Source organism: Hydrogenophaga sp. (assembly GCF_011390835.1).
GTDB lineage: Bacteria > Pseudomonadota > Gammaproteobacteria > Burkholderiales > Burkholderiaceae_C > Hydrogenophaga.
Genome location: NZ_JAABRQ010000010.1, coordinates 69,192 through 95,810, shown reverse-complemented (window position 1 = coordinate 95,810; position 26,619 = coordinate 69,192). Strand labels below are relative to the sequence as shown.

General features: G+C 65.6%; 27 protein-coding genes. 13 read left to right on the top strand and 14 right to left on the bottom strand.

What is annotated here, in order from left to right:
- The first annotated feature begins 10 nt into the window (after window positions 1–10).
- From GPT34_RS08070 to GPT34_RS08035, 8 genes are all read left to right on the top strand, one after another.
- Window positions 11–442: a TerB family tellurite resistance protein gene (locus tag GPT34_RS08070; protein WP_291010864.1), complete on the top strand. Its 432-nt coding sequence runs from the start codon at window positions 11–13 to the stop codon at window positions 440–442.
- Between the two features lie 40 nt (window positions 443–482).
- Window positions 483–881: a hypothetical protein gene (locus GPT34_RS08065; protein WP_291010862.1), complete on the top strand. Its 399-nt coding sequence runs from the start codon at window positions 483–485 to the stop codon at window positions 879–881.
- Window positions 878–1,069, top strand: a complete 192-nt coding sequence (locus tag GPT34_RS08060; RefSeq protein ID WP_291010860.1) for a hypothetical protein — start codon at window positions 878–880, stop codon at window positions 1,067–1,069. Before GPT34_RS08065 ends, GPT34_RS08060 begins: the two co-directional genes overlap by 4 nt.
- Before the next feature lie 126 nt (window positions 1,070–1,195).
- Window positions 1,196–2,974 (top strand): AMP-binding protein, encoded by a 1,779-nt coding sequence (locus GPT34_RS08055; RefSeq protein ID WP_291010858.1) that lies wholly within the window; start codon window positions 1,196–1,198, stop codon window positions 2,972–2,974.
- Between the two features lie 29 nt (window positions 2,975–3,003).
- A complete protein-coding gene (locus GPT34_RS08050) occupies window positions 3,004–3,915 on the top strand; it encodes a bile acid:sodium symporter (RefSeq protein WP_291010856.1) in 912 nt (303 codons plus the stop codon).
- A 529-nt stretch (window positions 3,916–4,444) separates the two neighbouring features.
- A complete protein-coding gene (locus tag GPT34_RS08045; protein WP_291010854.1) occupies window positions 4,445–5,914 on the top strand; it encodes a UbiA family prenyltransferase in 1,470 nt (489 codons plus the stop codon).
- Window positions 5,911–6,270 carry an SMR family transporter gene (locus GPT34_RS08040; RefSeq protein WP_291010852.1) on the top strand — a complete coding sequence of 120 codons (360 nt, stop codon included), beginning with the start codon at window positions 5,911–5,913 and terminating at the stop codon, window positions 6,268–6,270. The genes GPT34_RS08045 and GPT34_RS08040 overlap by 4 nt, the downstream gene beginning before the upstream one ends.
- A gap of 150 nt (window positions 6,271–6,420) precedes the next feature.
- Window positions 6,421–7,962: a glycosyltransferase family 39 protein gene (locus GPT34_RS08035; RefSeq protein WP_291010850.1), complete on the top strand. Its 1,542-nt coding sequence runs from the start codon at window positions 6,421–6,423 to the stop codon at window positions 7,960–7,962.
- A 63-nt stretch (window positions 7,963–8,025) separates the two neighbouring features.
- Here the strand turns inward: GPT34_RS08035 and GPT34_RS08030 are convergent, their stop codons facing one another.
- From GPT34_RS08030 to alr, 6 genes are all read right to left on the bottom strand, one after another.
- Entirely contained in the window at window positions 8,026–8,340 is a 315-nt protein-coding gene (locus tag GPT34_RS08030; RefSeq protein ID WP_291010848.1) for a metal-sensing transcriptional repressor, read from the bottom strand.
- Window positions 8,337–9,356: an SLAC1 anion channel family protein gene (locus GPT34_RS08025; protein ID WP_291010846.1), complete on the bottom strand. Its 1,020-nt coding sequence runs from the start codon at window positions 9,354–9,356 to the stop codon at window positions 8,337–8,339. Before GPT34_RS08025 ends, GPT34_RS08030 begins: the two co-directional genes overlap by 4 nt.
- A gap of 33 nt (window positions 9,357–9,389) precedes the next feature.
- Window positions 9,390–9,626, bottom strand: a complete 237-nt coding sequence (locus GPT34_RS08020; protein WP_291010844.1) for a DUF2892 domain-containing protein — start codon at window positions 9,624–9,626, stop codon at window positions 9,390–9,392.
- Between the two features lie 41 nt (window positions 9,627–9,667).
- Window positions 9,668–12,943, bottom strand: a complete 3,276-nt coding sequence (locus tag GPT34_RS08015; RefSeq protein WP_291010842.1) for an efflux RND transporter permease subunit — start codon at window positions 12,941–12,943, stop codon at window positions 9,668–9,670.
- A gap of 10 nt (window positions 12,944–12,953) precedes the next feature.
- Window positions 12,954–14,096, bottom strand: coding sequence for an efflux RND transporter periplasmic adaptor subunit (locus tag GPT34_RS08010; RefSeq protein ID WP_291010840.1), 1,143 nt, complete (start codon window positions 14,094–14,096; stop codon window positions 12,954–12,956).
- A gap of 142 nt (window positions 14,097–14,238) precedes the next feature.
- The gene (gene alr / locus GPT34_RS08005) at window positions 14,239–15,357 is read right to left on the bottom strand and encodes an alanine racemase (protein WP_291010838.1); all 1,119 of its coding nucleotides are present in this window, start codon (window positions 15,355–15,357) and stop codon (window positions 14,239–14,241) included.
- Window positions 15,358–15,531: 174 nt separating this feature from the next.
- Between alr and lplT the strand changes: the two genes are divergently transcribed.
- The gene (lplT, locus tag GPT34_RS08000; protein WP_291010836.1) at window positions 15,532–16,815 is read left to right on the top strand and encodes a lysophospholipid transporter LplT; all 1,284 of its coding nucleotides are present in this window, start codon (window positions 15,532–15,534) and stop codon (window positions 16,813–16,815) included.
- 199 nt (window positions 16,816–17,014) lie between these two features.
- Here lplT and GPT34_RS07995 read toward each other — a convergent pair whose 3' ends face one another.
- Entirely contained in the window at window positions 17,015–18,160 is a 1,146-nt protein-coding gene (locus GPT34_RS07995; protein ID WP_291010834.1) for a hypothetical protein, read from the bottom strand.
- A 176-nt stretch (window positions 18,161–18,336) separates the two neighbouring features.
- Between GPT34_RS07995 and GPT34_RS07990 the strand changes: the two genes are divergently transcribed.
- Window positions 18,337–18,819 carry a glutathione peroxidase gene (locus GPT34_RS07990; RefSeq protein ID WP_291010832.1) on the top strand — a complete coding sequence of 161 codons (483 nt, stop codon included), beginning with the start codon at window positions 18,337–18,339 and terminating at the stop codon, window positions 18,817–18,819.
- Window positions 18,820–18,863: 44 nt separating this feature from the next.
- On the opposite strand, the gene GPT34_RS07985 is transcribed toward GPT34_RS07990, so the two are convergent.
- The 7 genes from GPT34_RS07985 to GPT34_RS07955 form a co-directional block, all read right to left on the bottom strand.
- Window positions 18,864–19,604 (bottom strand): LrgB family protein, encoded by a 741-nt coding sequence (locus tag GPT34_RS07985; RefSeq protein ID WP_291010830.1) that lies wholly within the window; start codon window positions 19,602–19,604, stop codon window positions 18,864–18,866.
- Entirely contained in the window at window positions 19,601–19,960 is a 360-nt protein-coding gene (locus tag GPT34_RS07980; protein WP_291010828.1) for a CidA/LrgA family protein, read from the bottom strand. Before GPT34_RS07980 ends, GPT34_RS07985 begins: the two co-directional genes overlap by 4 nt.
- 196 nt (window positions 19,961–20,156) lie before the next feature.
- Window positions 20,157–21,386, bottom strand: coding sequence for a glycolate oxidase subunit GlcF (gene glcF / locus GPT34_RS07975; protein WP_291010826.1), 1,230 nt, complete (start codon window positions 21,384–21,386; stop codon window positions 20,157–20,159).
- A gap of 5 nt (window positions 21,387–21,391) precedes the next feature.
- Window positions 21,392–22,516, bottom strand: coding sequence for a glycolate oxidase subunit GlcE (gene glcE, locus GPT34_RS07970; protein ID WP_291010824.1), 1,125 nt, complete (start codon window positions 22,514–22,516; stop codon window positions 21,392–21,394).
- 137 nt (window positions 22,517–22,653) lie between these two features.
- Window positions 22,654–22,875, bottom strand: coding sequence for a hypothetical protein (locus GPT34_RS07965; RefSeq protein ID WP_291010822.1), 222 nt, complete (start codon window positions 22,873–22,875; stop codon window positions 22,654–22,656).
- A 180-nt stretch (window positions 22,876–23,055) separates the two neighbouring features.
- Window positions 23,056–24,486, bottom strand: a complete 1,431-nt coding sequence (locus GPT34_RS07960) for an ammonium transporter (protein WP_291010820.1) — start codon at window positions 24,484–24,486, stop codon at window positions 23,056–23,058.
- A 29-nt stretch (window positions 24,487–24,515) separates the two neighbouring features.
- Window positions 24,516–24,854, bottom strand: a complete 339-nt coding sequence (locus tag GPT34_RS07955; protein WP_291010818.1) for a P-II family nitrogen regulator — start codon at window positions 24,852–24,854, stop codon at window positions 24,516–24,518.
- A gap of 345 nt (window positions 24,855–25,199) precedes the next feature.
- Between GPT34_RS07955 and GPT34_RS07950 the strand changes: the two genes are divergently transcribed.
- The 3 genes from GPT34_RS07950 (at window position 25,200) to GPT34_RS07940 (ending at window position 26,616) form a co-directional block, all read left to right on the top strand.
- Window positions 25,200–25,322, top strand: a complete 123-nt coding sequence (locus GPT34_RS07950; protein WP_291010921.1) for a hypothetical protein — start codon at window positions 25,200–25,202, stop codon at window positions 25,320–25,322.
- 254 nt (window positions 25,323–25,576) lie between these two features.
- The gene (locus tag GPT34_RS07945) at window positions 25,577–25,972 is read left to right on the top strand and encodes a thermonuclease family protein (protein ID WP_291010815.1); all 396 of its coding nucleotides are present in this window, start codon (window positions 25,577–25,579) and stop codon (window positions 25,970–25,972) included.
- Between the two features lie 146 nt (window positions 25,973–26,118).
- A complete protein-coding gene (locus tag GPT34_RS07940) occupies window positions 26,119–26,616 on the top strand; it encodes a DUF1993 domain-containing protein (RefSeq protein WP_291010813.1) in 498 nt (165 codons plus the stop codon).
- Window positions 26,617–26,619: the final 3 nt, after the last annotated feature.

Below are 26,619 nucleotides of genomic sequence, written 5' to 3'. Positions count from 1 at the left end.
GGAGTCAACGATGCGCAGCTATCCCACCGACAGCCCCGAAGCCGCCGCCCGACTGGTGGCCATGGCCCTGGTCGCCGACGGTCACTACGCCACCGCCGAAATCCGTACCCTGGACCGCCTCCGTGCGCCGGCGCGCCTGGGCCTCGCACCCGAGTCCTTCAAGCTGGTCATGGATCAATTCTGCGAAGACCTGCTGCTGGCCTCGCACGGTGAGTGGACAGGCTCTGCCGCGATCGACAGCAACACACGGCGCCGCCTGTTTGCCGAGGTGCAAGACCCGGCGCTGGGCGCTGAGGTGCGCGCCCTGTGCGAAGCGGTGATGCTGTGCGACAGCCACCTGGCCGACGGCGAGACTGCACTTCTAGACGACATGGCGCGCGCCTGGCCAAGCACCATCAACCCGCTCCAGACCACCAACCAAATGGATCGGCTGGCGATCTGATCGTGCCTTCAATTAGCCATCGCTGTCTCTGGAAAACCTCATGAAAATCGCCCTCTGGATTGTCTTCACCCTTCTCGCGGCGTTGTGGACCGGGACCGTACTGGTGTCGGCCGAGCTCACCGGCTGGCTGGCCACGACCATGGCCTCTGGCCAGGCTGGTGATGTCATCAACAACGTGGGGCAGTGGCCGGTGCCGGCCTGGATGGCGCTGTGGATCGACCCAGTCTGGATCCAGGGTCTGCAAACCGCCTGGGTGCAGGTGATGGGCTGGCTGGGCCAGAGCGGCCCGACGCTGGGCAGTCTGGTGAGCTGGCTGATCCCGCTGATGTGGGTGGTCTGGGGCGTGGTGCTGTTTCTGATGCTGGCGGCCGCGGTAGCCGGGCATTTTCTTCTGAGCAGCTTCTCCCGGCCGGGCACCTTAAAACGCGTGCCTGCATGACCCGAGCGCTGGCGCAGACCTTGCGCGATGACACCCAGCCCAACGACAGGTCCGCCGGCGCTTCTGTGCCGGCGGACCTGCGTTTGAGCGTCGCCGATCTGGTGAGCCTGACCAGAGACCCATCCGGCCTGAAGCCGCTCAGATTGATGGCGATGCTGGCCGTGGCGGGCGCCTCCGGCGTCGCGTGATGACCAGCGCCATGTTGCTGCCTCAACTGGTCACCACACTCGCGCAGACCGCCTGTGCTCAATTGCCGGCCTGACCCTGGCCACTTGTTCAGCGATCACCACAACAACGCCACCCCGAGGAAGACCATGAAAAACGACATCCCGTTCGACACCGCGCACCGGCCGTGGGCCTCCACCTACAACAGCGTCGGCATCTCGCCCGAGCTGCCGGCCCCAGCCCATGCCTCGCTCGCCGAGCTGGTGCAGGAGCGCTGCACCCACTTTGCCGCCGAGCAGGCCGCCAAGAGACTCAAGCACCCGGCCTTCAGTTGCGTCATGCCCAACGGCATGAATGGGCGCCTAAGCTTTGCGCAGGTCAACGACCTATCCGACGCCTTCGCCGGCTACCTGCGCCAGACGCTGAAGCTGCAGGCCGGTGACCGGGTGGCGGTACAAATGCCCAACTGCCTGGCCTACCCGGTAGTGGCGTTTGGTGTGCTCAAGGCCGGCTGCGTGCTAGTCAACACCAATCCGCTCTACACCGAGAGCGAGATGGTTCATCAGTTCAACGACGCCGGCGCACGCACCCTGGTGGTCATGGACATGTTCGCCGACAAGCTGCCAGACGTGCTCAAGCGCAGCAGTATTGAGCACGTGGTATTGGCCCGGGTGAGCGAGTTTTTCCCCGCCGTGCCGGGTACGGTGATCCGCGGCGTGCAAAAAGTCTGGAGCAAGGTGCTGCCACCAGTGACGGTGCCGCACGTGCGGCTGTCGCAAGCGCTGGCGCAAGGCTGTGCCACGCTGGCGGCGCAACCGGCCAAGGCCTACTGGAAGAGCCTCTCGCACGAAAGCCTGGCCGCCCTGCAGTACACGGGCGGTACCACGGGCGTGAGCAAGGGCGCCATGCTCAGCCACGGCAACCTGCTCAACAACGTCAACCAGATGCTGGCCATGGGCGCCACCCACATGGAGACTGGCCACGAGTGCGTGCTCACAGCGCTCCCGCTGTATCACATCTTCGCCTTCACGGCCAACCTGCTGGGCTTCCTGTCCATAGGCGCACACAACGTGCTGGTGCCCAGCCCGCGGCCGGTACAGAACCTGCAGCGCGCCGTGGAAAACTTCCCCATCACCTGGATGACAGGGGTCAACACCCTGTTCAACGGCCTGCTGAACGAAGAGTGGTTCACAGCCTACCCTCCGAGCAAGCTCAAGGCCTCGATTGCCGGTGGTACCGCCTTGCACAGCGCGGTGGCTCAGCGCTGGGCCGAGGTCACGCGCACGCCGATCGCCGAAGGCTACGGTCTGACCGAAACCTCGCCTGTGGTCAGCTTCAACCCGCTGCGTGGCACACCGCGGCTGGGCAGCATCGGCATCCCTGCGCCAGGCACCGAGCTGCGCCTGATGGGCGAGGACGGCATGGCGGTGGCGCCGGGCGAACCCGGTGAGATCTGTGTGCGCGGCCCGCAGGTGATGCGGGGCTACTGGAACAACGAAGCCGAGACCACGGGTGTGTTGAACGATGGCTGGCTGGCCACCGGCGACGTGGCGGTGATGGAGCCCGACGGCTTTCTGCGCATCGTCGACCGCAAGAAAGACCTGGTGCTGGTCTCCGGCTTCAACGTGTATCCCAACGAAGTCGAAGACACCATCGCGCAGCTGGACATGGTGCTAGAGGTGGCGGTCATCGGCGTGCCGGATGACAAGACCGGCGAGGCGGTGCGCGCCTATGTCGTGCCGCACCCGGACCACGCCGCTCAACTCACGACCGAGCAGGTGATCGCCCATTGTCGACAGCAGCTCACCGCTTACAAGGTGCCGCGCCTGGTGGTGCTGCGCGACGAACTGCCCAAGAGTCCGATCGGCAAGGTGCTGCGCAAGACGCTCAAGGCAGAAGTACAGACCGAAGCGAAGGCCAAGGCCTAATTCCAGAACAACACGAAGAGACCAACACCATGATCACCGAATTCGAAACCCGCCTGCTGGGCATCATGATGATGGTCATCATGCTGGGCATGGGCGCCTCCCTCACCTGGCGCGACTTCCTCATCGCCTTTCGCAAGCCCAAGGGCGTGCTGGTCGGCATGCTGTGCCAGTTCGGCATCATGCCGCTGCTGGGCTTTGCGCTGGCCATGGCACTGGACCTGTCGCCCGGCCTGACCGTGGGCCTGATCCTCATGGCCTGCATGCCGGGCGGCACCACCTCCAACATCTTCAGCTACTTCAGCAAGGGCGTGCTCGCCCTGTCGATCCTGATGACCACGGTCTGCACGCTCACCGCGCTGGTCATGGTGCCGCTGCTGCTGGAGTTCTATTCCTCGCTGGCCGGTCTGTCGAGCGAGTTCAAGATACCGGCGTCCAACGTGGCGCAGGTGCTGGTGGTGCTGCTGGTGCCCACCGTGCTGGGCATGGTGCTGCGCAAGCTCAATCCCAACATCGGCGCCACCATCGAGCTGCTGGGCGGCTTCATGGGCATTGTGGTCATCGTCTTCCTGGTCGCGACCTGGGTGCCTCGCAACCACCAGCTGCTGGCTGAGACGGCCTGGCCGGTGTACTTCGCGGCCATCGGCCTAGGTCTGATCGGCATGGCGCTGGGTTATGCGATGGCGCGCCTGCTGCGCCAGGACAACAACCGCAGCCGCACGATTGCGCTGGAGACCGGCATCCAGAACGGGCCGCTGGCGGTGCTGATCGTCACGCTCAGCATCTCCACCACCATCCAGCAAGAGGTGCTGTTGATCCCGGTGCTGTACTCGCTGTTCATCGTGCTCAGCAGCAGCGTGGTCACCATCTTCTTCCGCCGCTGGGCGACCCGCGAAGCCCTGGCGCGTGACCGCATGAAGGCAGGCGCGCTGGTCGCTGGTTGAGGACTTCAGGCCGATTCGATTTCGCAAGGCGAGGGCCGCAGACAGTGCGCCGGCACGGCAAGGCCAAACAACGCAGCCATCGGCTTGAAAGTGTGTCGGCCTCAGCAGCTGCGGGCGAAGAACAGGGCGGTCATCACCAGGCCGACCCCAATCACGCCCCAGCGCAACCAAGTCACCGATGGCACAAATGGGTATTTCGCGCACCAGACGGCGCTGAGGCAACGCGCGTAGCTCGGGTTTGAAACCCAGCGTGCTGCCTAGGTAACCTGGGCTCCCCAGCAGGGCGCTGGTGGCGTTGGCCACGTTTGGCGGCACACCGACAAACACATGGGCGGTAAAGCTCAGGGAGCTGCCACCACCGGTGAAGACGTTGAGCGCGCCAACCGCAAATGCGGCCATAGACAGCAGGGCAAAGATCAGCAATGGGTCCAGGGGGCCGTACGCTTCGGACGGCGGGCGCAATGGCGAAGCTGCGATGATGGCCGGCACCCTAGAATCCTCTCACCCCCACCCCGCTCGAATTCACCGCTTGACCACGCCCCTCGCCACCGTCGCGCCACGTCCCTGCCCGCTGTATGTGGACCTGGACGGCACACTCACGTTGAGCGACACGCTGTACGAGTCGGTGATGCTGTACATCCGGCGCAGCCCGCTCAACCTGCTGCGCCTGGTGGGCTGGTTGCTGCTCGGCAAGGCGGGCTTCAAGCAGCGCCTCGCGGGCGTGGTGCGGCCCGATCCGGCGCGCTTGCCTTACGACGAGCGCTTCGTGCAATACCTGCGCGATGAACACGCTCGCGGCCGATCGCTGGTGCTGGCCAGCGCGGCCGACGCCCGCATCGTGCGCGAGGTCGCCGCCCACCTGCAGCTGTTCGACGACGCACTGGGCACCGAGGGTGGTCCCAACCTCAGCCGCGGCCACAAGCGCGACGCCATCCAGGCACACGCCCAGGCGGGTGGCCACCGGCAATGGGCTTATGCGGGCAACAGCAAGGATGACCTCGCGGTCTGGCAGGGCAGCGCGCAGGCGGTGGCGGTGAACACGCCCGGCGCCGTGCTCAACCGGCTGCAGCAGCAACACCCCGATGCGCGCGTCTTTGAACGCCAGCCGCTGACCCTGGGCACCGTGTTGCGCGCGATCCGGCTCAAACAATGGGCCAAAAACGCGCTACTGTTCGTGCCGCTGCTGGCGGCGCATTCGCTGAATCCAGAGGCCTGGTTCGACGTCGCGCTAGCCTTTGTGGCGTTTGGCCTCTGCGCCTCGGCCACCTACCTGTTCAACGACCTGCTCGATCTGCCCAGCGACCGGGTACACCGGCTCAAGCGCCTACGCCCGCTGGCCTCGGGCGTCATCGCCATCCCCACGGCGGTGCTGTTGGGGCTGGCGATGATGGCGTCGGCCTATGGCGTTGGGTACGCCGTCTCGGGTGGCTTTGCCGCCATGCTGCTGCTCTACACCCTGATCACGCTGACCTATTCACTGCGGCTCAAACGCCTGCCGCTGGTGGATGTTTTGGTGCTGGCTTCGCTCTACACCTTGCGCGTGGGTGCTGGTGCGTTAGCGGCCCAGGTCACGCTGTCCAACTGGCTGCTTGGCATCTCAATGTTCTTGTTCCTGAGCCTGGCCTTGGTCAAACGATGCGCCGAGCTCGAAGAGCTCGAGGATGAGGCCGCGAAGCCGGCGCCAGGTCGGGGCTACCAGGCGCGCGACCTCGCCTCGCTTCGCGCCATGGGCATGGCCAGCGGCTTTCTGGCGGTGATGGTGCTCACACTCTACATCGACAGCCAGCATGGCCGCGAACAGTACGCCCAACCTGAATGGCTCTGGGCCGCCACGCCGCTGCTGCTGCTGTGGATCATGCGCATCTGGCTCAAGACCGGGCGGCGCGAGCTTCATGGCGAAGACCCGCTGCAGTTCGCGCTGCGCGACCGCTTCAGCTGGCTCACGGTGCTGCTGATGGCAGGCATTGGCCTGCTGGCCATCAATGGGGTGGATATATGAAATCGGTGGCGCTGGGCTTGGCCCTGTTCTGTGTGCTGCTGTCTTCGGCGGCGCAGATCGCGATGAAGCGCGGCATGTCGGCGCCCCCGGGCGGTGATCTCGGCACCACCTACGGCCACGCGCTGTCCAGCCCACTGGTCTGGCTGGGTCTGCTGCTGTACGGTGCAAGTGCGGTGCTCTGGCTATGGGTGCTGTCGCGGCTGGACGTGAGCGTGGCCTATCCGTTGGTGAGCCTGGGCTTTGTGGTCACGCTGGGCGTGGGCGTGGTCTGGCTGGGCGAGCCGTTTTCCTGGCTGCGGGTGGCAGCGTGCACGCTGATCGTCATCGGTGTCAGCCTGTTGGCGCTGGACAGTTGACCCACCGCAGCGCCGCCTGCGGCGTCACTCGCTCAAGGACGCGGCACTGGCGGCCTGGTGGAGCCAGTTCCGAGGTGCCCTGGATCGGAGCACTTCGCGCCGGGCACGATGCGCAGTTCAAGCTGCCTTGTTTTCTCCATTTGATCCGTCATGAAGCCTCCTGATTTCTCCATCGCCGCGTCCAGGCGGCTGTTCTGGCTCATCTTCGCGGGCACGCTGCTGCTCAAGATCGTGATCGCGGCGGGTTTCCCCATCACGGGCGACGAGGCGTTTTTTTACCAATGGGGCGTGCGCCCGGCATGGGGGTATTCGGACCACCCGCCCATGGTGGGCTGGCTGCTGGCGGTGCTGCATGGCATTAGCGATCAGCCGATCATCCTGCGCAGTGTCACCGTGCTGGTCACCAGCGTGATCGCGCTGGGGCTGGTCGATGCGCTGATGCGCATCCTGCCGGCTGAGCGCGAGGCCAGCGCCTGGATGGCCGGCGCGGTCTACCTGGCCCTGCCCTGGTCCTGGATGTTCGTGCTGGTCACGACCGACACGCTGCTGCTGCTGTTCATGGCGGTATCGGCCTGGTGCTATGTGCGGGCCAATGCCTGTCCGGATCGCGGAGCGGGCTGGTACACGCTGGCCGGAGGTTTCGTCGGTCTGGCCTTCCTCTCGAAATACTTTGCGGTGTTGCTGGGCATGGCCTACGCAGTGCACATCCTGGGTTGGCGGCGCGATCGCTGGTGGGCGCCGCTGCTGATGTTCGCCGCCGCCCTGCCGGCAATCGCCGTCAACGTCGCCTTCAACGCCACACATGGCTGGACCAATGTGATGTTCAACGTGTTCAATCGCAACGAAGGCGGTCACTGGAACCTGCAGACACCACTCACCTACGTGGCCATGGTGGGCTACCTGTTCACGCCTTGGCTGCTGTGGCAAGCGGGGCGCGCGCCCCGGGCCGATGGGGTGGCTCCAGCCACACGGCGGGCGCTGGCCGTGCTGTGGCTGTTTCCCATCCTGTTGTTCGCGGTCATCAGCTTGCGCCGCACCATCGGCCTGCACTGGGTGCTGGGCTTTGTACCGCTATTCGTGGCCTGGGCCGCGCTGTTCCTCGATGCGCGCAGCTTACGCCGCTCGCTGAACGGAACCCTGCTGCTCTCGGCCCCTCATCTGTTGATCGTGGCCGCGGTGGCCTGGGCGCCGCTGTCGTGGTGGCAACCCACCCGGCTTCACGACCGCGCCGTGTTTCTACGCGAAACGCCCGTGCTGGTTGAAGCCTTGCAACGCGACATGCCAGCTGGCGCCACGCTGATGGCACGCACCTACAACCCGGCGGCCATGCTGGCATTCCACCACCAACAGTATGTGCCCGTGTTTGGCGTCGGGCGCCACCACGCGCGCCAGGACGATCAGCAGGTGAATTTCCGCGACTTCGACGGCCAGTCCCTGCGCATCTTCGACTACAACCCGCCCGACCTGGCTGACTTCGCACCCTACTTCGAGCGCGTCAGCAGCCAGGTGATCGAGATCGAAGGCGTGCGCTTCTACGCGGTGGACGGCACAGGCTTTCGCTTCCAGCCCTATCGCGACACGGTGCTGACCACCATTGCGCGCGAGTTCCACCAGGTGCCAACCTGGCTGCCGCTGCTGGGCAGTCCCTTCTGCGAACGCTACGGCTTTGCCGAGTGCTCGCCAGGGCGCTGAAGCCGATCTGCCGCGGGGCTGAACCGGGGCAGATAGCCGCTGCGCAACGCTGGGGCCGAGTGTCTAGCGCGATTTGCCCAAGCGGGTCTGCAGCCGGTCCAGCACCTCGCCCACTGAGGGCGCAACGTCACCGGGCTGCGCCAGCTCCTGTTCGGCCACCGACAGGTTGAGCCGCACATAGGTGCTGTCCAGCGCATGGCGCGTGGCCAGCAACTGCTGCGCGATGCGGGCACAGTCAGCCCCCTCTTCCAGCAACCGCTGCAGCCCGCGCACCTGTCCTTCGGCGCGGCGCAGCCGGTGCAGCAGATCGGCCTTGCGTTCGACGGGCAAACCCGCCGCGCTGGTGGGTTCGGGCCGGGACAAGGGCGCTTGTTTCATGCTGCCACGGGCTGGATGTTGGCCAGCGGCTCTGGCGCCAGCAGGCTGCCGTCGCGCAGGCCGCGCACGGTGGCAAAACCCAGCCACAGCACAACGATGGAGGTAATGGCCAGCAGGACCACACCCGCGGTCTGCCAGGCCCCGCTGCCCGGCTGCAACTCGGCCAGCCTGAGGGTGAGCGTGCTCAGAGCAGCCAGTGGGAACGACAGCGCCCAGAACGCCAGGCCAAACGGCTGACTGGCGATGCGGCGCAGCATGGGCAGCAGCCACAACAAGGTGAACAGCGCCACGCCCCAGAGCGCGAGCACCAGCGGCAGCGGAGCCTGCCACTGCGCGAGCACGATGCCGATCACCGCTGGCGGCGCCAGGGTGATGAACCAGGCCGGCAAGATGCGATCGGGCACCGGGCTGTGGGCCAGGCGGCGCACCAGCACCAGCGCCAGCACGATGGGCCAGAAGAAGGCGCCGATACCCAATTGCGCAGCCGACCAGGCCTCGTGCCCCAGCGGCAAGCCGGCCAGCGGCACCACCACATTACCCACCACCGGAATCAGCAGGATCGGCGTGACCGCTGGCCACAGGCCGGTGTTGCCCGGGCCTTGCCCCGGCGTCACCGGCGCCAGCCAGCGCCCCAGCACCCAGACCGTGGCCCAGAGCTGGGTCAGTGCGCCCAGCCACCACAGGCCGTTCCACATCGGATTTGGCCCGGACAGCACGACACCCACCGCCGCTAGCAGCAGCACCGACACGGGAAACGCCGCCACGAAGGCGTGGCGCACCGGGTGGCGCAGGTCTTCGGCCAACGCAGCGGGGTAGCGCGCGGCGCGCAGCACCGAGGCCACCAGCAACACGGTGAACACCAACGCCGCGAGGCCTGCTGTCACCAGCGCCACCCCATCGGCCATGTCACCGAGCAAGGCCTGCGCCCGATGCCAGGCCAGGCTCAGGCCACACAGACCCATGACCACCGAAAACCAGCCGGGCATCAGGAATTTCAATGGGGTCGGACTGGACATGGCTGACTTTGGAAAAGTGGGCGGGGAATCCGGTCAGCGGGCCTTGCCGGTGGAGCAGGCGCCGCCGCCCTCAGGCACGCCCAGCTTCTTGAGCAGGCCGGCGGGTGGACAGAAGCCAGTGATACCCGACTGGAACAGGTTGAAGCCTGCAAATGCGGTCAGCGCCAGGAACCACTCGCTCACGAAGATCGGGCTGCCGTGGTAGCCCACGGCCAGGGAAAGCATGACCACAAGACCGGCCATGATGCGGATGTAACGTTCGACGTTCATTTCAGACTCCTTGAAAAAAGTACAACTCAGAGGGAAAAGGATCAGGCCGGTGCGACCTCGTGGTGCTTGCGGTAGACCGCGAAATACAGGACCGGAATCACCACCAGGGTGAGCAGGGTGGACACCGCGATGCCGAAGATCAGCGAGATCGCGAGACCGTTGAAGATCGGGTCGTCCAGAATGAAAAAGGCGCCCATCATCGCGGCCAGACCGGTCAGCGCGATCGGTTGCGCGCGCACCGCCGCCGACTGCACCACCGCCTGCGCAAACGGCACGCCGCGCTGGGTCTCCAGCTCGATGAAGTCAACCAGCAGGATGGAGTTGCGCACGATGATGCCGGCCAGGGCGATCATGCCGATCATGGAGGTGGCGGTGAACTGTGAGTGCAGCAGCGCGTGCCCGGGCATGACGCCGATCAGGGTGAGCGGAATCGGCGCCATGATGATGAGCGGCGTGACATAGCTTCTGAACTGCGCCACCACCAGCAGGTAGATCAGGATCAGGCCGACACCATAGGCCGCGCCCATGTCGCGGAAAGTCTCGTAGGTGATCTGCCACTCGCCATCCCATTTCACCGCGTACTGCCGGTAGGGGTCTTTGGGTTGGCTGATCCAGTATTCACCCAGCTCGCCGGCGTTGGGCAGCGCGGCGGCGTCCATGCGGGTTCGGATGCCGAACAGGCCGTACAGCGGCGAATCGAGCTGGCCCGCCATGTCCCCCATGACGTAGGTCACCGGCAGCAGGTTCTTGGTGTAGCGCGGCTGGTCGATCACGCCACGCTCCACCGTCACCAGCTCAGACAGCGGCACCATGGCGCCGTTGGCCGCCTTCAGTGGCAGCGCCAGCAGGCTGTCGAGACCCACCTGTTTGTCCAGCGGCAGCTGCAAGCGAACTGGCACGGCGAACTTGGCCTGTCCGTCGTGCAGGAAGGCGGCGTCGGCTCCCGAGAGCGCCGCGTTCACGGTTTGCGCGATCACCTGCACCGGAATGCCGAGCGACTCGGCGCGCTGGCGCTGGATGCGAAGAAAGGCGCGGGGTGCGTTTTCCTTGAGTGTGGTGTCCACACCCACGATATCGGGCGTGTCGCGGTAGGCCTGCGCCACGCGCAACGCGAGTTGTGCGCGACCGGTCTGGTCAGGGCCGTAGACCTCGGCCACGATGGGCGACATCACGGGTGGACCCGGGGGCACCTCCACCACCTTGACGCGCGCACCATGCACCGCGGCGATGCGCTCCAGCTCTGGCCGGTGGCGCTGCGCAATGGCGTGGCTTTTTTCGCTGCGGTGGTGGGAATCGACCAGGTTGATTTGCAGGTCACCGCTCTCGGCATCGGCGCGCAGGTAGTACTGGCGAACCAGGCCATTGAAGGTGATCGGACTGGCGGTGCCCGCATAGCCCTGCACGTTGGCCACCTCGGGCTGGCGGGCGAGCCAAGCGGTCATGTCCTGCAGCGCGGCGGCCGTGTCCTCCAGCGGCGTGCCCGCCGGCATGTCGAGCACCACCTGGTATTCGCTCTTGTTGTCGAACGGCAGCATCTTGAGCACCACCCACTGCACCCCGGCCAGACCGACCGACAGCAGCAAGGCGACCAGGATGCCGGCCAGCAGCAGCCAGCGCTTCTTGGCACTGGCCAGCAAGGGCGTGAGCACGCGGGTGAAGAAATCCTGCAACGCGCTCGTGACTTTGCTCGGGCCGTGTGCGGCGTGGCCCTCGCCGGTCTTGGTCAATTTGAGCGCGAGCCAAGGCGTGACGGTGAACGCGATCGCCAGCGAAATTGCCATGCCCATGCTGGCGTTGATGGGGATGGGGCTCATGTACGGCCCCATCAGACCGGTCACGAACGCCATCGGCAGCAGCGCGGCGATCACGGTGAACGTGGCCAGGATGGTCGGACCACCCACTTCATCGACCGCGCGCGGAATGATCACCGACAAGGGCACATCGGGTGTGAGCTGGCGGTGGCGGTGGATGTTTTCCACCACGACGATGGCGTCATCCACCAGGATGCCGATGGAGAAGATAAGGGCAAACAGCGAGACCCGGTTGAGCGTGAAACCCCAGGCCCAGGACGCGAACAGCGTGGCCGTGAGCGTGAGGATCACCGCTGCACCCACGATGATCGCTTCACGCCGACCCAGCGCCAGGCCCACCAGGATGATCACGCTGCCCGTGGCAAAAATCAGTTTCTGGATCAGCTTGTTGGCCTTGTCGGCCGCGGTCTGACCGTAGTCGCGGGTGATCGACACCTGCACCTCGTCTGGAATCACCGTGTTCTGCAGCAGGGTCAGCCGCTCGCGCACACCGGCGGCGACATCGACCGCGTTCTCGCCCGGCTTCTTGGTCACGGTGATGGTCACGGCCGGGTGGTTGTGGCCTTGTTGGTCCGCGTGTTCAGCATCGGCCGCGCCGGGCGTGAACCACACGTAGCGTTGCGGCAATTGCGCGCCGGCTTCCACCCGCGCCACCTCGCGCAGATAGATCGGCCGGCCCTGGCTCACACCGACCACGATGTCGCCCACGTCCTGCGCGTTCTGCAGGAACTCGCCGGTCTGCACGCTGAGCATGCCGGGCTCGCCGGGTGCCGCCGCCGGGTTGGCGACCGAGCCCGAAGGCATGGCTTGATTCGCTGCGGCGATAGCGCCGTGCAACGCCTGCACGCTGACACCTCGCTCGCGCAGCCGGTTGGGCTCCAGCCACACATGCACCGCGCGGCCGGGGCCGCCGATGGTGACCACCTCGCGCGTGCCAGGCACGCGCTTGAGCTCGCTCTCCACCGAGTTCGCTACCCGCTCCAGGTCGTAGGCACTGGCAGCATCCTTCGTCCACAGGGTCGCGGCCAGCACCGGCACATCGTCGATGCCCTTGGGTTTGACGATGGGGGTGAGCACGCCCAGGCCCTGGGGCAACCAGTCCTGGTTGGCGTTGAGCACGTCGTACAGCCGCACCAGCGCGTCGGTGCGGGGCACCCCCACCTGGAATTGAACCGTCAACACCGCCACGCCAGGGCGCGACACCGAGTAGGTGTGTTCAATGCCCTGGATCTGCGACAGCACATGCTCGGCGGGTGCAGCCACCATCTTTTCCACGTCCGCGCTCGATGCCCCGGGAAAAGGGATCAGCACATTGGCCATGGTCACGTTGATCTGCGGCTCTTCTTCGCGCGGCGTCACCATCACGGCGAACAGGCCAAGCAGCAGCGCCACCAAGGCGAGCAAGGGGGTGATGGCGTTGGCCTGGAAGGCGCGCGCGACCGAGCCAGAGAAGCCCAGTTTCTCAGGTACCGTGTCTGGTAGCGGGGTGTGGGAGGAGTCGCTCATGGCCGACCTCTCACTTCCCGGCCGCGGGCTGTGCGCCCGCCAGGCCAGCGCGCACCGGGTCCAGGGCCACCCGGTCACCCGCCTTCAAGCCTGCCAGCACCTCCAGCCCGGCCTCGCCGTGGCTGGCACCGGTGCGCACCGCGCGCAAAGCGAAGCCCGCGGGCTGGCCCTCACCGCGCGAGACCACCACATACACCGCGGTGAGTTCGCCGCGGCGCAGCAGCGCCGACTCGGGTACCACCATCCGCTGTTGATCAGAGTCGACCACGAAACGAATGCGTACCTGGCGCCCCGGCACCTGGTTGGCGCCATCGGCAGCGCTCAGGTCCAGCCGCCATTCCACCGTCTGCGACACCGGATCGGCAGCGGGCAGGCTGGTCACCGACGCCGGCTGGACCCAGGCCGTGCTGCCTGGCAGGCGCACTTCAACCCGCCGCGCCTGCAAAGCCGCCGCTTGTTGTGATGCCGGCACGTAAACCACTGCCCGGATGGGTTGTGGCGCATAGACCGTGAGCACCGGCGTGCCTGGCATTGCGAGTGCGCCGGCTTCGGAGTGGGTTTGCAGCACCCAGCCGTCATATGGTGCGGTCAGCCGGGTGAAGCCTTGCGCCAGGGAAGACTGCGTGCGCCCGGCGCGTGCAGCGGCCAGGCCAGCTTCGGCGGCGCGCAGTTGCGATTGCGCGCTGTCCAGCGCCGCCTGAGCGATGAAGCCCTGAGCTCTCAGGTCGCGTGTGCGCTCGAAATTCGCACGGGCGTTGGCGAGCTGGGCATCGGCCTGGGCCACACCGGCCTGCGCTTGGGCCACGCCAGCCTGCGTGGCGCGGTCGTCAATCACGGCGAGCACCTGCCCGGTCTTGACCCGGTCACCCGCCTTCACATTCAGCTGCGCAATGCGACCACTGGCCTGGGCAGACAGCGTGCTCTGCCGAACCGCCTGCAGGCTGCCATCCAGCTCCAGGCCGGCGCCCACCGCCTGCGCGCCCATGTCCATGACGGGCACCTGAGGCGCTGGTGCCGGGGCATCTGCCGCGAGCGCGGCACCGCTCAGCAGCAGCCCTGCCGCCAGAGCCAGCGACAAGGCCACGGCGCCAAAGCGTCGGTCGGCCGCAGCGGGAAGCGCGGCCAGCAGGGGTGAGCAAGACGGGGAAAGCATGTTGAATCTCCTATACCTGCCACAGTATATCTGTATACCCCCAGGGGTACAAGAGCCAAGCTAGAGATTGCACTCTTGCCAGCGAGGCTACTGCCGCTCAAAGGCCCAACCACCGAGGGCTCGGCTTGGATGGACGCAGGCCTCAAGCCACCGTGAACGGCACGCGCTGCGCCACCGCACACAACAGCTCGTAGGCAATAGTACCGGCCGAAGCCGCCACTTCGTCCACCGGCAGTGCGGCGCCCGACGCCGCGCGACCCCACAGCACCACCTCGGCGCCCACACCGGTGGCGGCGTCCAGCGGCGTCAGGTCGACGGTAATCATGTCCATGCTCACCCGCCCCACCACCCGCGTGCGCACGCCGTTGACCAGCACTGGAGTTCCGGTCGGTGCGTGGCGCGGGTAGCCATCGGCGTAGCCGCAAGCAACGACGCCGATTCGCGTCGCCCGCTCGGCGGTGAAGCTGGAGCCATAGCCCACCGTATCGCCGGGCTGCAACGACTGTACGCCGATCACGCGAGTCGACAGCGTCATGGTGGGCCGCAGATCCCAACTGGCGGCGGTGTGCTCGGGATGGTCCGGCGCACTGCCGTACAAAGCGATGCCCTCGCGCACCCAGTCGGCCGCCAGCGTCGACACCCCTTCACCTCGCAGTGGGCTGCCAGCGTGGCGCAGGATGGCCGCGCTGTTGCACAGGGTGCGCTCACCGGGCAAGTCGGCTGTGGCCGCTTCAAACACCTCCACCTGGTGGGCGATACCCCGCGGGCCATCGGCGTCGCTGAAGTGCGTCATGAGCGAGATTTCTTCCACCTGCGGCAGCGCATTGAGCCGCGCCCAGGCGGCCCGAAACGCCATAGGGGTGAACCCGAGCCGGTTCATGCCGCTGTTGAGCTTGAGGAAGATCCGGTGTGCCTGCTGGGTCTTGTGGGCCGCCAGCCAGTCGATCTGTTCGCTGCAGTGCACGGTGTGCCAGAGGTGCAAGCGCGAACAGAGTTCCAGGTCGCGCGGCTCGAATGCGCCCTCGAGCAGCAGCACGGGGCCGCGCCAGTCCAGGGCGCGCACGCGCTGCGCTTCGTCGAAGTCGAGCATAGCCAGGCCATCGGCGCTGCGCAGACCCTCGAAACAACGCTCGATGCCGTGGCCATAGGCGTTGGCCTTGATTACTGCCCACAACTTGGCGTCGGGCGCACGCAAGCGCGCCTGGCTCAGGTTGTGTCGCAAGGCGTCGATATGGATGGTGGCGAGGATGGGACGGGGCATGGGCAGACCAGAAATGAGGTGATGCGAGACAGGCGGCAGGCGCTGGGGTCATCAGCAGCCGCATCAGGGGCGCGTGCTATAACCCGGCATCGTTGGAGACACCCGCCGAACTTTCGCACAAATTCCCCGCGCCCGGCTCCGCGCCCGGGCAGCTTCGGCACACCATTCATTCTCATGAAGCGCGGCTTCTACACCATCATGACGGCGCAGTTTTTCAGCTCGCTGGCTGACAACGCGTTGTTTGTGGTGGCCATCGAATTGCTGCGCACCCAGGGTGCACCCAACTGGCAGGCCGCGGCCTTGGTGCCGCTGTTTGCGTTGTTTTATGTGGCCTTGGCGCCCTTTGTGGGCGCATTTGCCGACGCCCGACCCAAGGGCCAAGTCATGTTCATCAGCAACGCCATCAAGGTGGTCGGCTGCCTGATGATGCTCTGGGGCGTGCACCCGCTGCTGGCCTACACGCTGGTTGGCCTGGGCGCTGCGGCCTACTCGCCGGCCAAGTACGGCATCCTCACCGAGCTGCTACCGCCATCGCAGCTGGTCAAGGCCAACGGCTGGATCGAAGGGCTGACGATTGCCTCCATCATCCTGGGCGTGTTGCTTGGTGGCCAGCTGATTGCACCCTACTTGTCCAACCGCCTGCTGGCGCTGGACCTGCCGTTCATGCAAACCGGGGTGAATACCCCGCCCGAGGCGGCGATTGCGGTGCTGGTGGTGGTGTACGCGCTGGCGGCCTGGTTCAACACCCGCATTCCGCTCACCGGCGTGACCCCACGCCCCATGCCCACCAACCCGCTGGCGCTGCTGCCAGATTTCTGGCGCTGCAACCAGCGCCTGTGGCGCGACCGCCTGGGCCAGATTTCACTGGCCACCACAACACTGTTCTGGGGTGTGTCGGGCAATCTGCGCTACATCGTCCTGGCCTGGGCTGGCGCAGCGCTGGGCTACTCCACCTCTCAGGCCTCCGCGCTGGTGGGCGTGGTAGCGTTGGGCACCGCAGTGGGCGCGGTGGTGGCGTCGATGCGCATGAGGCTGGACCAGGCGACGCGGGTGATGCCACTGGGCATCGCCATGGGCGTGCTGGTGATCGCGATGAACTTCATCGACAACGTTTGGGTGGCGGCCCCCTTCCTGGTGCTGCTGGGCGGGCTGGGCGGCTTCCTGGTGGTGCCCATGAACGCCTTATTGCAACATCGCGGCCACAACCTCATGGGCGCGGGCCGCTCCATCGCGGTGCAGAACTTCAACGAGCAGGCCTGTATCCTGAGCCTGGGCGCGCTCTACAGCTTTTCCACCGCCGCCGGCGTCTCGGCTTTTGTCGCCATTACCCTTTTCGGCCTGGTGGTGGCCGGCTTCATGGGCCTGATCGCGCTTTGGCACCGCCACAACCAGCGCGAACACCCGCACGAGCTGGATCGCCTGCTTGAGATCGCACGGCGCGACGATCTTCACGGGTGAATGGGTACCCCCTGCCGCCTGCGGCGTCACCCCCCAGCCGGCGATGCGAGTGGCCCGGCAAAGCCGGTTCCACCGCATCCTGGGTTGAAGAAGGCTCGCGCCAGAGGGCAAGTTGTTCTAGGGCACCGCGGAACCGACTTTGCCAGGCCGCCAGTGCCGGCCCCTTGGGCGGTGACGGCGAAGCCGGCGCGGGGGCAGACTAGAAATCCACTGACGTCTTCTGGAAGCCGTCGAGATTGACCAGCCGGTGCTGGGCAAGCACCTTGTAGAGGTCGGACTCAGCCACCGACCGCGAGAGGTAGGCATCGCTGCCGGCCAGTCCAGCCTTCATGCGGTCCATGCTGCCTGCGATGGCAGCAAACATGATCACCACGGGCGGCTTGCCGAGCTGCTTTTGCTGCTTGGCGGTGCGGCAGACCTGGAAGGCATCGGGCTCGCCGCTGAGCCGGTCAACCACCACCAGCCGGTAGGGATGGGCCTTGAGCATCACCACCGCCTGGGTCGCTTCGCGTGACCAGTCGACATTCAGGTTGTATTTCTTGAAGCGCTTGAGCAGGATACGGCCTTCGACCAGACTCTCGGCCACCAGCAGCACCTCGCCGCGCTGCACTTCGGGCACCGCTGGCGCCTTGCTGAGACTGGGCGGAGATCTCTCCTGCGCCGAGTCGCTTGGGCTGCGGTTCAGCCTGGAGGCGGGCAGCGGCAAATCTTCCAGACCACCAAAGTCCGTGACACCCATGACACCCGGGCGCTGCGCGGGCGCCGCCGCGCGCACCGGGGCCTGCGGTGCGGCGGGCTCGGTCATCCGAGCTGCGACCGCCTCGCCGTGTGTCATAGGCCGGGTGGGCGGGAATTCTGTGTCTTTGGCGCGCCGACGTGGCGCCATGGTGGGCTTGAGGAGCGGTGTCTGCCGACTCTGATAGGGCTCGGTCTGGGCAAAAGAGCGGTCGCCTCCTTGACGCGGCTGCACGGGAGGGTCGTGTTGGGTCGCGGCCGCGGGCCGGAGAGAGGATGTGGCCACGGGCAATGCAGCCGGTTTGCCGCCTACGATGCCATCGAGCTCAGCCAGCACCGCCACCAGCTTGACCGGCTTTCGCTGCAGCGGCCAGCCGGTGCCACCGTCGCTGTTGCCCACCAGCAGCACCCGCCCGGGCAGGTCGGCATGCCGCACCAAGTGCAAGGCCTGCGGGTTATCAGCGTTGACGATCAGGATCTGCGCATCGATCACCTCGTCCTGCACCCGATAGCCGGGCGGGCGGCGCGCTGCAAGCCGAAAAAACGACTCGAAGGTCGACGCCTCGCTTTGCGCGAAGCCCACCAAGGCCACTGTGTAAGAACCACGCATCAAGCGCCCCCGCTGCTGTCTAAAAATGGGTTACCGGAGCCAGTATGCCCTTTCTGGTTCCTAGTCGATCCGCAGAAATGAGCCATAAAACGCACAAACGCCACAGATCGCACAAGCGCTTAGACGGCAAGCCACAATCCTTTGTCACGTCACTCGATCACCGCAGGAGTTCGCCCATGTCCAGCCTCTACGATTTCGAAGCCCAGTCCATTGGCGGCCAGCCGGTCCGCCTGGACCAATACCGCGGCAAACCGCTGTTGATCGTCAACACCGCGAGCGCCTGCGGCTTCACGCCGCAGTTCGGTGGCCTGGAGAAACTGCACCAGACCTACGGCCACCGTGGCCTTGTGGTGCTCGGTTTCCCGTGCAACCAGTTTGGCCGCCAGGATCCCGGTAGCAACGCCGAAATAGCTACCTTTTGCCAGCGCAATTACGGAGTGAGCTTTCCGATGATGAGCAAGGTCGACGTCAACGGCGCCGAAGCCCACCCGCTTTACCAGTGGCTCAGCGCAGAAGCCCCTGGCCTGCTGGGCAGCAAGGCCATCAAGTGGAACTTCACCAAGTTCCTGGTTGGCAAGGACGGCCGCGTGATCAAGCGCTACGCGCCACAGGACGCGCCTGAGAAACTCGCCAAGGACATCGAAGAGGCGCTGGGGTAACCGCCCCCTGGGGGGGTGACGGTGCAGCCCGCGCGGGGGGGTATCTAAACCCAGCGCAGCAGCACACCCGCCACCAGCGGCAGCGCCACCGCGCTGAAAAGGGCGCACAGCCCCATCGCCAGGCCGGCAAAAGCGCCGGCCTCTTCACTCACCTGAAACGCGCGGGCGGTACCGATGCCGTGTGCAGCGGTACCGAGGGCAAATCCGCGCACCATGGGGTCGTGGATGCGCAAGGCGTCGAACAGGAAACGTGCGCTGGCCGCGCCCACGATGCCGGTGCTCACCACCAGCACCGCGGTGAGCGAAGGCAGGCCACCAATCTTCTCGGCAATGCCCATGGCCACCGGCGTGGTGACCGACTTGGGCGCCAGCGAGGCGAGCGTGGCCCGGGAAGCGCCCAGTGCCCAGCCGATCGCGATCGCGCTGGCGGTCGCGGCCAGGGTACCGACCACCAACGCGCCGAACATCGGTAGCCACAACCGCTTCAAACGGTCGAGCTGTTCGAACAGGGGCACGGCCAGCGCCACCGTGGCAGGGCCGAGCAAAAAGTGCACGAACTGCGCGCCTTCGAAATAGGTAGCGTAAGGCGTACCGGTGGCCCAGAGCAGCGTGCCCAGCGCGATCACCGACATGGCCACCGGGTTGGCCAAAGGATGAAAACCGCTGCGCTGGTAAATCAGGAAGGCGCCATGGTAAACCAGCAGCGTGGCGGTCAGGCCCAGCAGCGGGGTCGCTGAGAGATAGACCCACACCTCGTTGAGCGCAAGCGGCAGCCCCGGCGTCATGCTTTGTCCTTGGAGGCTTGCACGCGCTTGATCAGCCAGGCCATGGTGAGCGCCGCACTCGCCAGCCCGACCCAGGTGCTGACCACCAGCGCCACCCCGATAGCCAGCGCCTCATCGCCCAGGCGCTGCAAATGCAGCATCACGCCCACGCCAGCCGGCACGAACAGCAGCGAGAGGTGTTGCAACAGGGTCTGGGCGGTGGGTTTGAGGCCCGTCACCAACGTGGGCCGCAGCACCAGCGTGAACAGCAACAAGGCCAGCCCCACCACCGGCCCAGGCACCGGCGCGCCCGAGACAAACACCAGCGCTTCGCCCAGCAACTGGAAAACAAGCAAGGTGGCGAGAGCAGCAATCATGTCCCCCCCGCGCCGGCTTTGCCGTCACCACCCAGGGGGCGGCAGTGGCGGCCCGGCCAAGGCGGTTCCGCGGTTCCCTGAGAGAACGGCACTTCCGGCGCGAGGGATCTTCGTTCAGGATGCGACGGAACCGGCTTTGCCGGGCCACTCGCATCGCCCCCTAGGGGGTGACGCCGCAGGCGGCACGGGGGGTTCATCATGAAAGCGCGTCGTCCAGCACCTCGACCCAATGACGCACCGGCGTCTGTGTGCCGCTTTGCAAGTGGGTGATGCAGCCGATGTTGGCGCTAGTGATGACTGCGGGCTTCAGTTCGGTCAAATGGCCAAGCTTGCGGTCGCGCAGCTGGTAGGACAGTTTGGGGTTGAGCACCGAATAAGTGCCAGCCGAGCCGCAGCACAAGTGTGCTTCGTTCTGCGCCACCATGACGGTGAAGCCCAAAGCGCTTAGGTGCTGCTCGACGCCCCCTTTGAGCTGCTGGCCGTGTTGCAGCGTGCAAGGCGGGTGAAAGCCCACCACCTTGCTGGCGTCGGGCGCTTTCGCGAACTTCGGCTTGAGCACCGGCACCAAGGCTGGCAGCAGTTCGCTCAGATCCTGGGTGAGTTCGCTGATGCGCGCGGCCTTGGTCGCGTAGACTGGGTCGTCGGCCAGGATGTGGCCGTACTCCTTGATAGTGACGCCGCAGCCCGAGGCGTTCATCACGATGGCTTCGACCCCGCTCTCAACGTGGGCCCACCAGGCGTCGATGTTGGCGCGCATTTCCGCCTTGCCGCCGTCCTGGTCGTTCAGGTGGAATTTCACCGCGCCGCAACAGCCGGCCTTGGGCGCGATCACAGTCTGGATGCCCGCAGCGTCCAGCACGCGGGCGGTGGCGCTGTTGATATTGGGCATCATGCTCGGCTGCACGCAACCGGCCAGCATCAGCACCTTGCGCGCATGGATCTGCGTGGGCCAGGCCCCCGGGTTTTGTTTGGCGGGCACCTTGTTCTTGAGCACGTCGGGCATCAGCGGGCGAATGAGTTGCCCCATCTTCATGGCCGGACCAAAAAGCGGTGACGGCAGGCCTTCCTTGAGCAGCCAGCGCACGGCTTTCTCCGTCGCCGGCCTTGGCACTTTTTCATCTACGATCTTGCGGCCGATGTCGATCAGGTGACCGTAGTCGACACCACTGGGGCAAGTGGTTTCGCAGTTTCGGCAGGTAAGGCACCGGTCCAGGTGCATCTGCGTTTTGCGCGTGGGCGCAGCGCCCTCTAGCACCTGCTTCATCAAATAGATGCGTCCGCGCGGACCATCGAGTTCGTCGCCCAACAGCTGGTAGGTCGGGCAGGTGGCGGTGCAGAAACCGCAGTGCACACACTTGCGCAGGATGGCTTCGGCCGCACGGCCGTCGGCTCGGTTCTGGTATTCAGGGGAGAGTTGGGTTTGCATGGCGTTCAGCCCATCCGGCCGGGATTGAAAATGCCAGCCGGGTCGAACTCGGCGCGCAAGCGTTGGGTGATGGTCTCGATGGTGGCGCTCTGGCGATCGAAGCGCGGCACACCCGGTGCCCCGTCGGCGCCCGCGCGAAACAGGGTGGCATGCCCCTGGACCGAAACCGCCGCCGCCCGAATGTCGGCTGCGGCCGATGCCGGCGCCCACAGCCAGCGCTGCGCACCATGCCATTCCACCAGTTGCGCATGGGGCAGCTTCATCACCGGCGCGGTCTGTGGCAGCGACAGCCGCCACAGGCACAGGTCCGGCGACGGAGCCTGGAAAAACGGCAGGGTCTGGTCCCGGCAGGCGGTCCAGTCGCCCGCGGCCTGCGCGTTGTCCATGCGCTGGCCCCCGGCTTCGCGGATCAAACGTTCGCAGGCGGCGTCCACCGCGGCGACCGCGCCGCGCAGGCGCACATACAGGCGCTCGGGTTGCCCCGCCACGGTCTCGTCCTTCACCCAGCAACTGGCGTTGAGCGGCAGGGGCTGGCCGCCCCAGCGGTGCAGCTGTTCGAGCGCATCGTGCTGGCCAAGCTCAAACACCAGCGTGGCCTCGGCCGGCGCCACTGGTAGCACCTTGAGCGAAACGTCGGTGATGACCCCCAGCGTGCCTAGGCTGCCCGCCATCACGCGGCTGACGTCGTAGCCAGCCACGTTCTTCATGACCTGGCCGCCGAAAGTGAGCCACTCGCCGCGACCGTCGATGAATTGCATGCCGAGCACAAAATCGCGCACACCACCCGCGCTGGCGCGAGCCGGACCTGCCAGACCAGCGGCGACCACGCCGCCGATGGTGGAGGTCGGGCCAAAGTGTGGCGGCTCAAACGGCAGGCACTGGCCTTTCTCGGCCAGCGCTGTCTCCAGCTCGGCCAGCGATGTGCCGGCGCGAACCGTCACTACCAGCTCGGTGGGTTCGTGGCTGCTGATGCCGCGCCAGTCGCTGGTGTTGAGCAGCGGATCGCTGCCCGGCTGTCCGTAAAAGGTTTTGCTGTCACCACCGACGATGCGCAGTGGCTGGCGCGCGGCGCTGGCGGCGCGCACCTGGTCGATCAATTGGCTGGGGGCGTGGTCGGACGATGCTTGCATGGCCGCCATGGTAGCGGCCAGCCTCGAGCGAGGCGTTGAATTTTTTGCACAACGCAGTGCAATCGCAAGCGGAAGAGGCGCGTCCCAGCGCAGCGACCTAGGGATTACCCCTGGTCAGTGCCGGCGAGTCAGTGCATTTAGCCCAGGCACATGCCGGCGTTGGGGCGGCCTTTGCATTCGCGCTCGAGGCGCTTCTCTCGCGCAGCCGGTTTTTCGCTTAAGGGGGTGTCGTTGAACGAGACCTCGCTCGGCAGGCTGCGCTCGCCCGGCGGCGTGACGGCCAGGGCGGTGGCACAACAGGCGATGAGCCAGATGGCGACGACGGCGTACAGCCAGCGCTGATTGAAAACTTCCGGCATGAGGTACCCCTCGGCATGGTGTTCTGAAGATTCACATCTTGCCGCGAGCGCTCATCGCTGTCTGTGATGTGTTCACCAACAAAAAAAGACCCGCGTGCCTTTCAGCAACGCGGGTTCAACATCCAAAGGAGAACAGTTCACCCAGGCAGCGCGGGTGCGCCGCCTGGGGCTTCGACCGGGTCAGCGGCCGTAGGCCGTCTCGCCGTGCGAGGTGATGTCCAGACCTTCGCGCTCGGCTTCTTCCGTGACGCGCAGACCCATGACCATGTCGACGATCTTGTAGCAGATGAAGGCCACCACACCCGACCACACCATGGTGATCAGCACGCCTTCGGCCTGGATCAGCAGCTGGCCGCCGATGGAGAAGTCGTCGCCACCGGTGCCGCCCAGGCCAGGGGCGCCGAACACGCCCACCAAGAGCGCACCTACGATGCCACCGATGCCATGGATGCCGAACACGTCGAGCGAGTCGTCGGCGCCGAGCATCCTCTTCAGACCACCCACGCCCCACAGGCACAGGAAGCCGGCGATCAGGCCGATGATGATGGCGCCCATGGGACCCACCGAACCGCAAGCCGGGGTGATGGCCACCAGGCCGGCCACCGCGCCGGACGCAGCGCCCAGCATCGAAGCCTTGCCCTTGCCCAGGGACTCACCGATGCACCAGGCCAGCACAGCGGCTGCGGTGGCCACCAGCGTGTTGATGAACGGCAGGCCGACAAACGTGTTGGCTTCCAGGTTGGAGCCGGCGTTGAAGCCGAACCAGCCAACCCACAGCATGGCAGCGCCCACCATGGTCAGCGTCAGGCTGTGAGGCGCCATCGATTCTTTTCCGTAGCCGATGCGCTTGCCCACCACATAGGCACCCACCAGACCGGCCATGGCCGCGTTGATGTGAACCACGGTTCCGCCGGCGAAGTCCAGTGCACCCTTGTCGAGCAGGTAGCCACCGGTACCCCACACCATGTGAGCGATCGGCAGGTAGCTGAAGGTGAACCAAAGGGCGCAGAACAGCAGCACCGAGCCGAACTTGATGCGCTCGGCAAACGAGCCCACGATCAGCGCGCAGGTGATGCCAGCGAAGGTGCACTGGAAGGCGATGAAGATGTACTCAGGGATCTTCACGCCATCGGTGAAGGTGTCTGCCAGCGAATCTGGCGTGACACCCATCAGGAACACCTTGCTCAGGTTGCCGATGATGAGTCCTTCGCCGCCAAAAGCCAGGCTGTAACCGTAGACGGCCCACAACACCGAGATCAGGGAGAACACAACCATCACCTGCATCAGCACCGACAGCATGTTCTTGCTGCGGACCAGGCCGCCGTAAAACAAGGCCAGGCCGGGGATGACCATCATGACCACTAAGATGGTGGAGACCATCATCCAGGCCACGTCGCCTTTGTCCACAGTGGGCGCAGGCGCCGCAGCTTCTGCGGCGGGAGCGGCTTCAACCGCCATCGCAGGGGCTGCAGCGGCATCGGGCGCTGCCGCGGCTGCGTCGGCAGGTGCGGTCGCAGCGGGCGGCGCTTCGGTGGTGGTCTGGGCGATGGCGCTCAGCCCGCCCAGGGCCAGGCTCAAGCCCAGCGTGAGGGAAACAATCAGCTTTTTCATGTCCGTGCTCTTTCTTGTGCGGGCGTTGATCAAAGCGCTTCTTTACCGGTTTCACCGGTGCGGATGCGAACCACCTGTTCGAGGGCGGTGACGAAAATCTTGCCGTCGCCGATCTTTCCGGTGCGCGCAGCACCCTCGATGGCTTCGATCACGCGCTCGACGAGGTCGTCGGACACGGCGGCTTCGATCTTCACTTTGGGCAGGAAGTCGACCACGTACTCGGCGCCGCGGTACAACTCTGTGTGGCCCTTCTGGCGGCCAAAGCCTTTGACTTCAGTCACGGTGATGCCTTGCACGCCCATGGTGGACAGGGCTTCACGCACCTCGTCCAGCTTGAACGGCTTGATAACGGCTGAAACCATTTTCATGCTGTGATTCCTCTTCTAGATCGCAAAAGGCGCTGAGCCAAAGGCCCGGCGCAAGGGTGGATACAAACGCTCACAGACCTAAGCACGGTCCGTGCCAGGCGACTCGAATGTGCTGCTCGCAGCAGGCGGGCATATGGCTGCAAAGCAGCACCAGTGCGGCGCTAGGCCCTTACCTCCCCCGCATGGGTGGCGGATCTTGGCGCCGCCTGCGCCATGATTTACTTGCTGTTGCGCGCGTCCTGCTGTCACACCAAAGCCGTGCGCACCAAGTTTGTGCATGCACCGCGTTGATCTCGTCCGGGGTCGCCCGTTGCGTTATGCACCGAAAAAGGGATTTTTCACACCATGAGTCTGTCGCTGGTGCACAGCCGCGCCCTGATCGGACTGGACGCGCGCCCGGTGCAGGTGGGAGTCCACTTGGCCAACGGCCTGCCCAGCTTCACACTGGTGGGCCTGACCGTGTCCTGAGAAATTAATCGCACACAACGCGATCAATAAAATCAATGACTTACAGGCGATTTTTTCGCTGCGCGGCACCGTTTTGCGTCGCACAAGTTGTGCACGCACAATTTTTCGACTCGATTCGAAAAATGCGGTCGGCTTTAGATCTCCGGGGGACCCGAGGCTTGGCGTCTTTCTACGGTCGCCCCTCCTGCCACCGGGTCCCTGTGGTTCAGTTTTCCCGGCCGTCCGCTGGATTTCTCATTTTTAAGGTCATCTCGATGAAGACTCGCCTGATCAATGCATTTTTGCTCCTTGTGGCTCTGTCGCCAGCATGGGCAGGCGTCCTCGTCGGCAAGGTCGTCGCCGTGGCTGATGGCGACACCATCACCGTGCTCGATGAGAGCAAGCTTCAGCACAAAATCCGATTGGTTGGCATCGACGCACCGGAGAGAAAACAGCCTTTCGGCCAGCGCTCAAAGGAACTGCTGTCGGACCTAGTCTTTGGCAAGACTGTCCAGGTTGATACGGAGAAAGTGGACCGGTACGGGCGCCAGATCGGCAAGGTACTGCGGCCCCGGAGCGATGGGATCTTCAATGCATGGATCGATCAATGGATTCACCTGGCCAAAGCCAGCGGTGTACACGACAAAATCGTCTCGCGCTGGCTTAAATAGGCCTCGGCTACCGCCAGCAGACGCGAGACCGCGCCGGTTGATGGCCGGCACCACGCGACGGAGACGGCTTTGTGCCAGACTCCGCCATCGTTATTATTTTCCCCCTCCAGCGTTAACCCGTGTACCCCACCCTGACCCACTCGACCTTGCCCATTTTCAAAACTGCGCTTGCCAACTTGGCACACTGCCTGAATAAGGCCGAAGCCAACGCGGTGGCGCGCAAGTTCAGCCCGGAGGTCTTGGCGGGCTTGCGCCTGGCGCCCGACATGTTGCCCCTTGCCGCGCAGGTGCGTATCGCCTGCGATGCCGCGAAGAATGGTTCGGCGCGGGTGAGCGGCCTGGAGGCGCCCAAATTTGCCGATGATGAAACCACGCTGGCCCAGTTGCAAGAGCGCATCGCCAAGACGCTGGCCTGGCTCGCCGCGCTGCCTGCGGACGCCTTCGACGGGCGCGAGGCGCAAGATGTGACCTTCCCGGTGGGCAAGGACGCCACCCGCACCATAAAGGCCGATGCCTACCTGAGCCATTGGGCTATTCCCAATGTGTACTTTCATGCCACCACCGCCTATGCGCTGCTGCGCCAGGCTGGCGTGGACCTGGGCAAGGTCGATTTCCTCCTGGGTAGGCAAGCGCCTGCGGCCTGAACG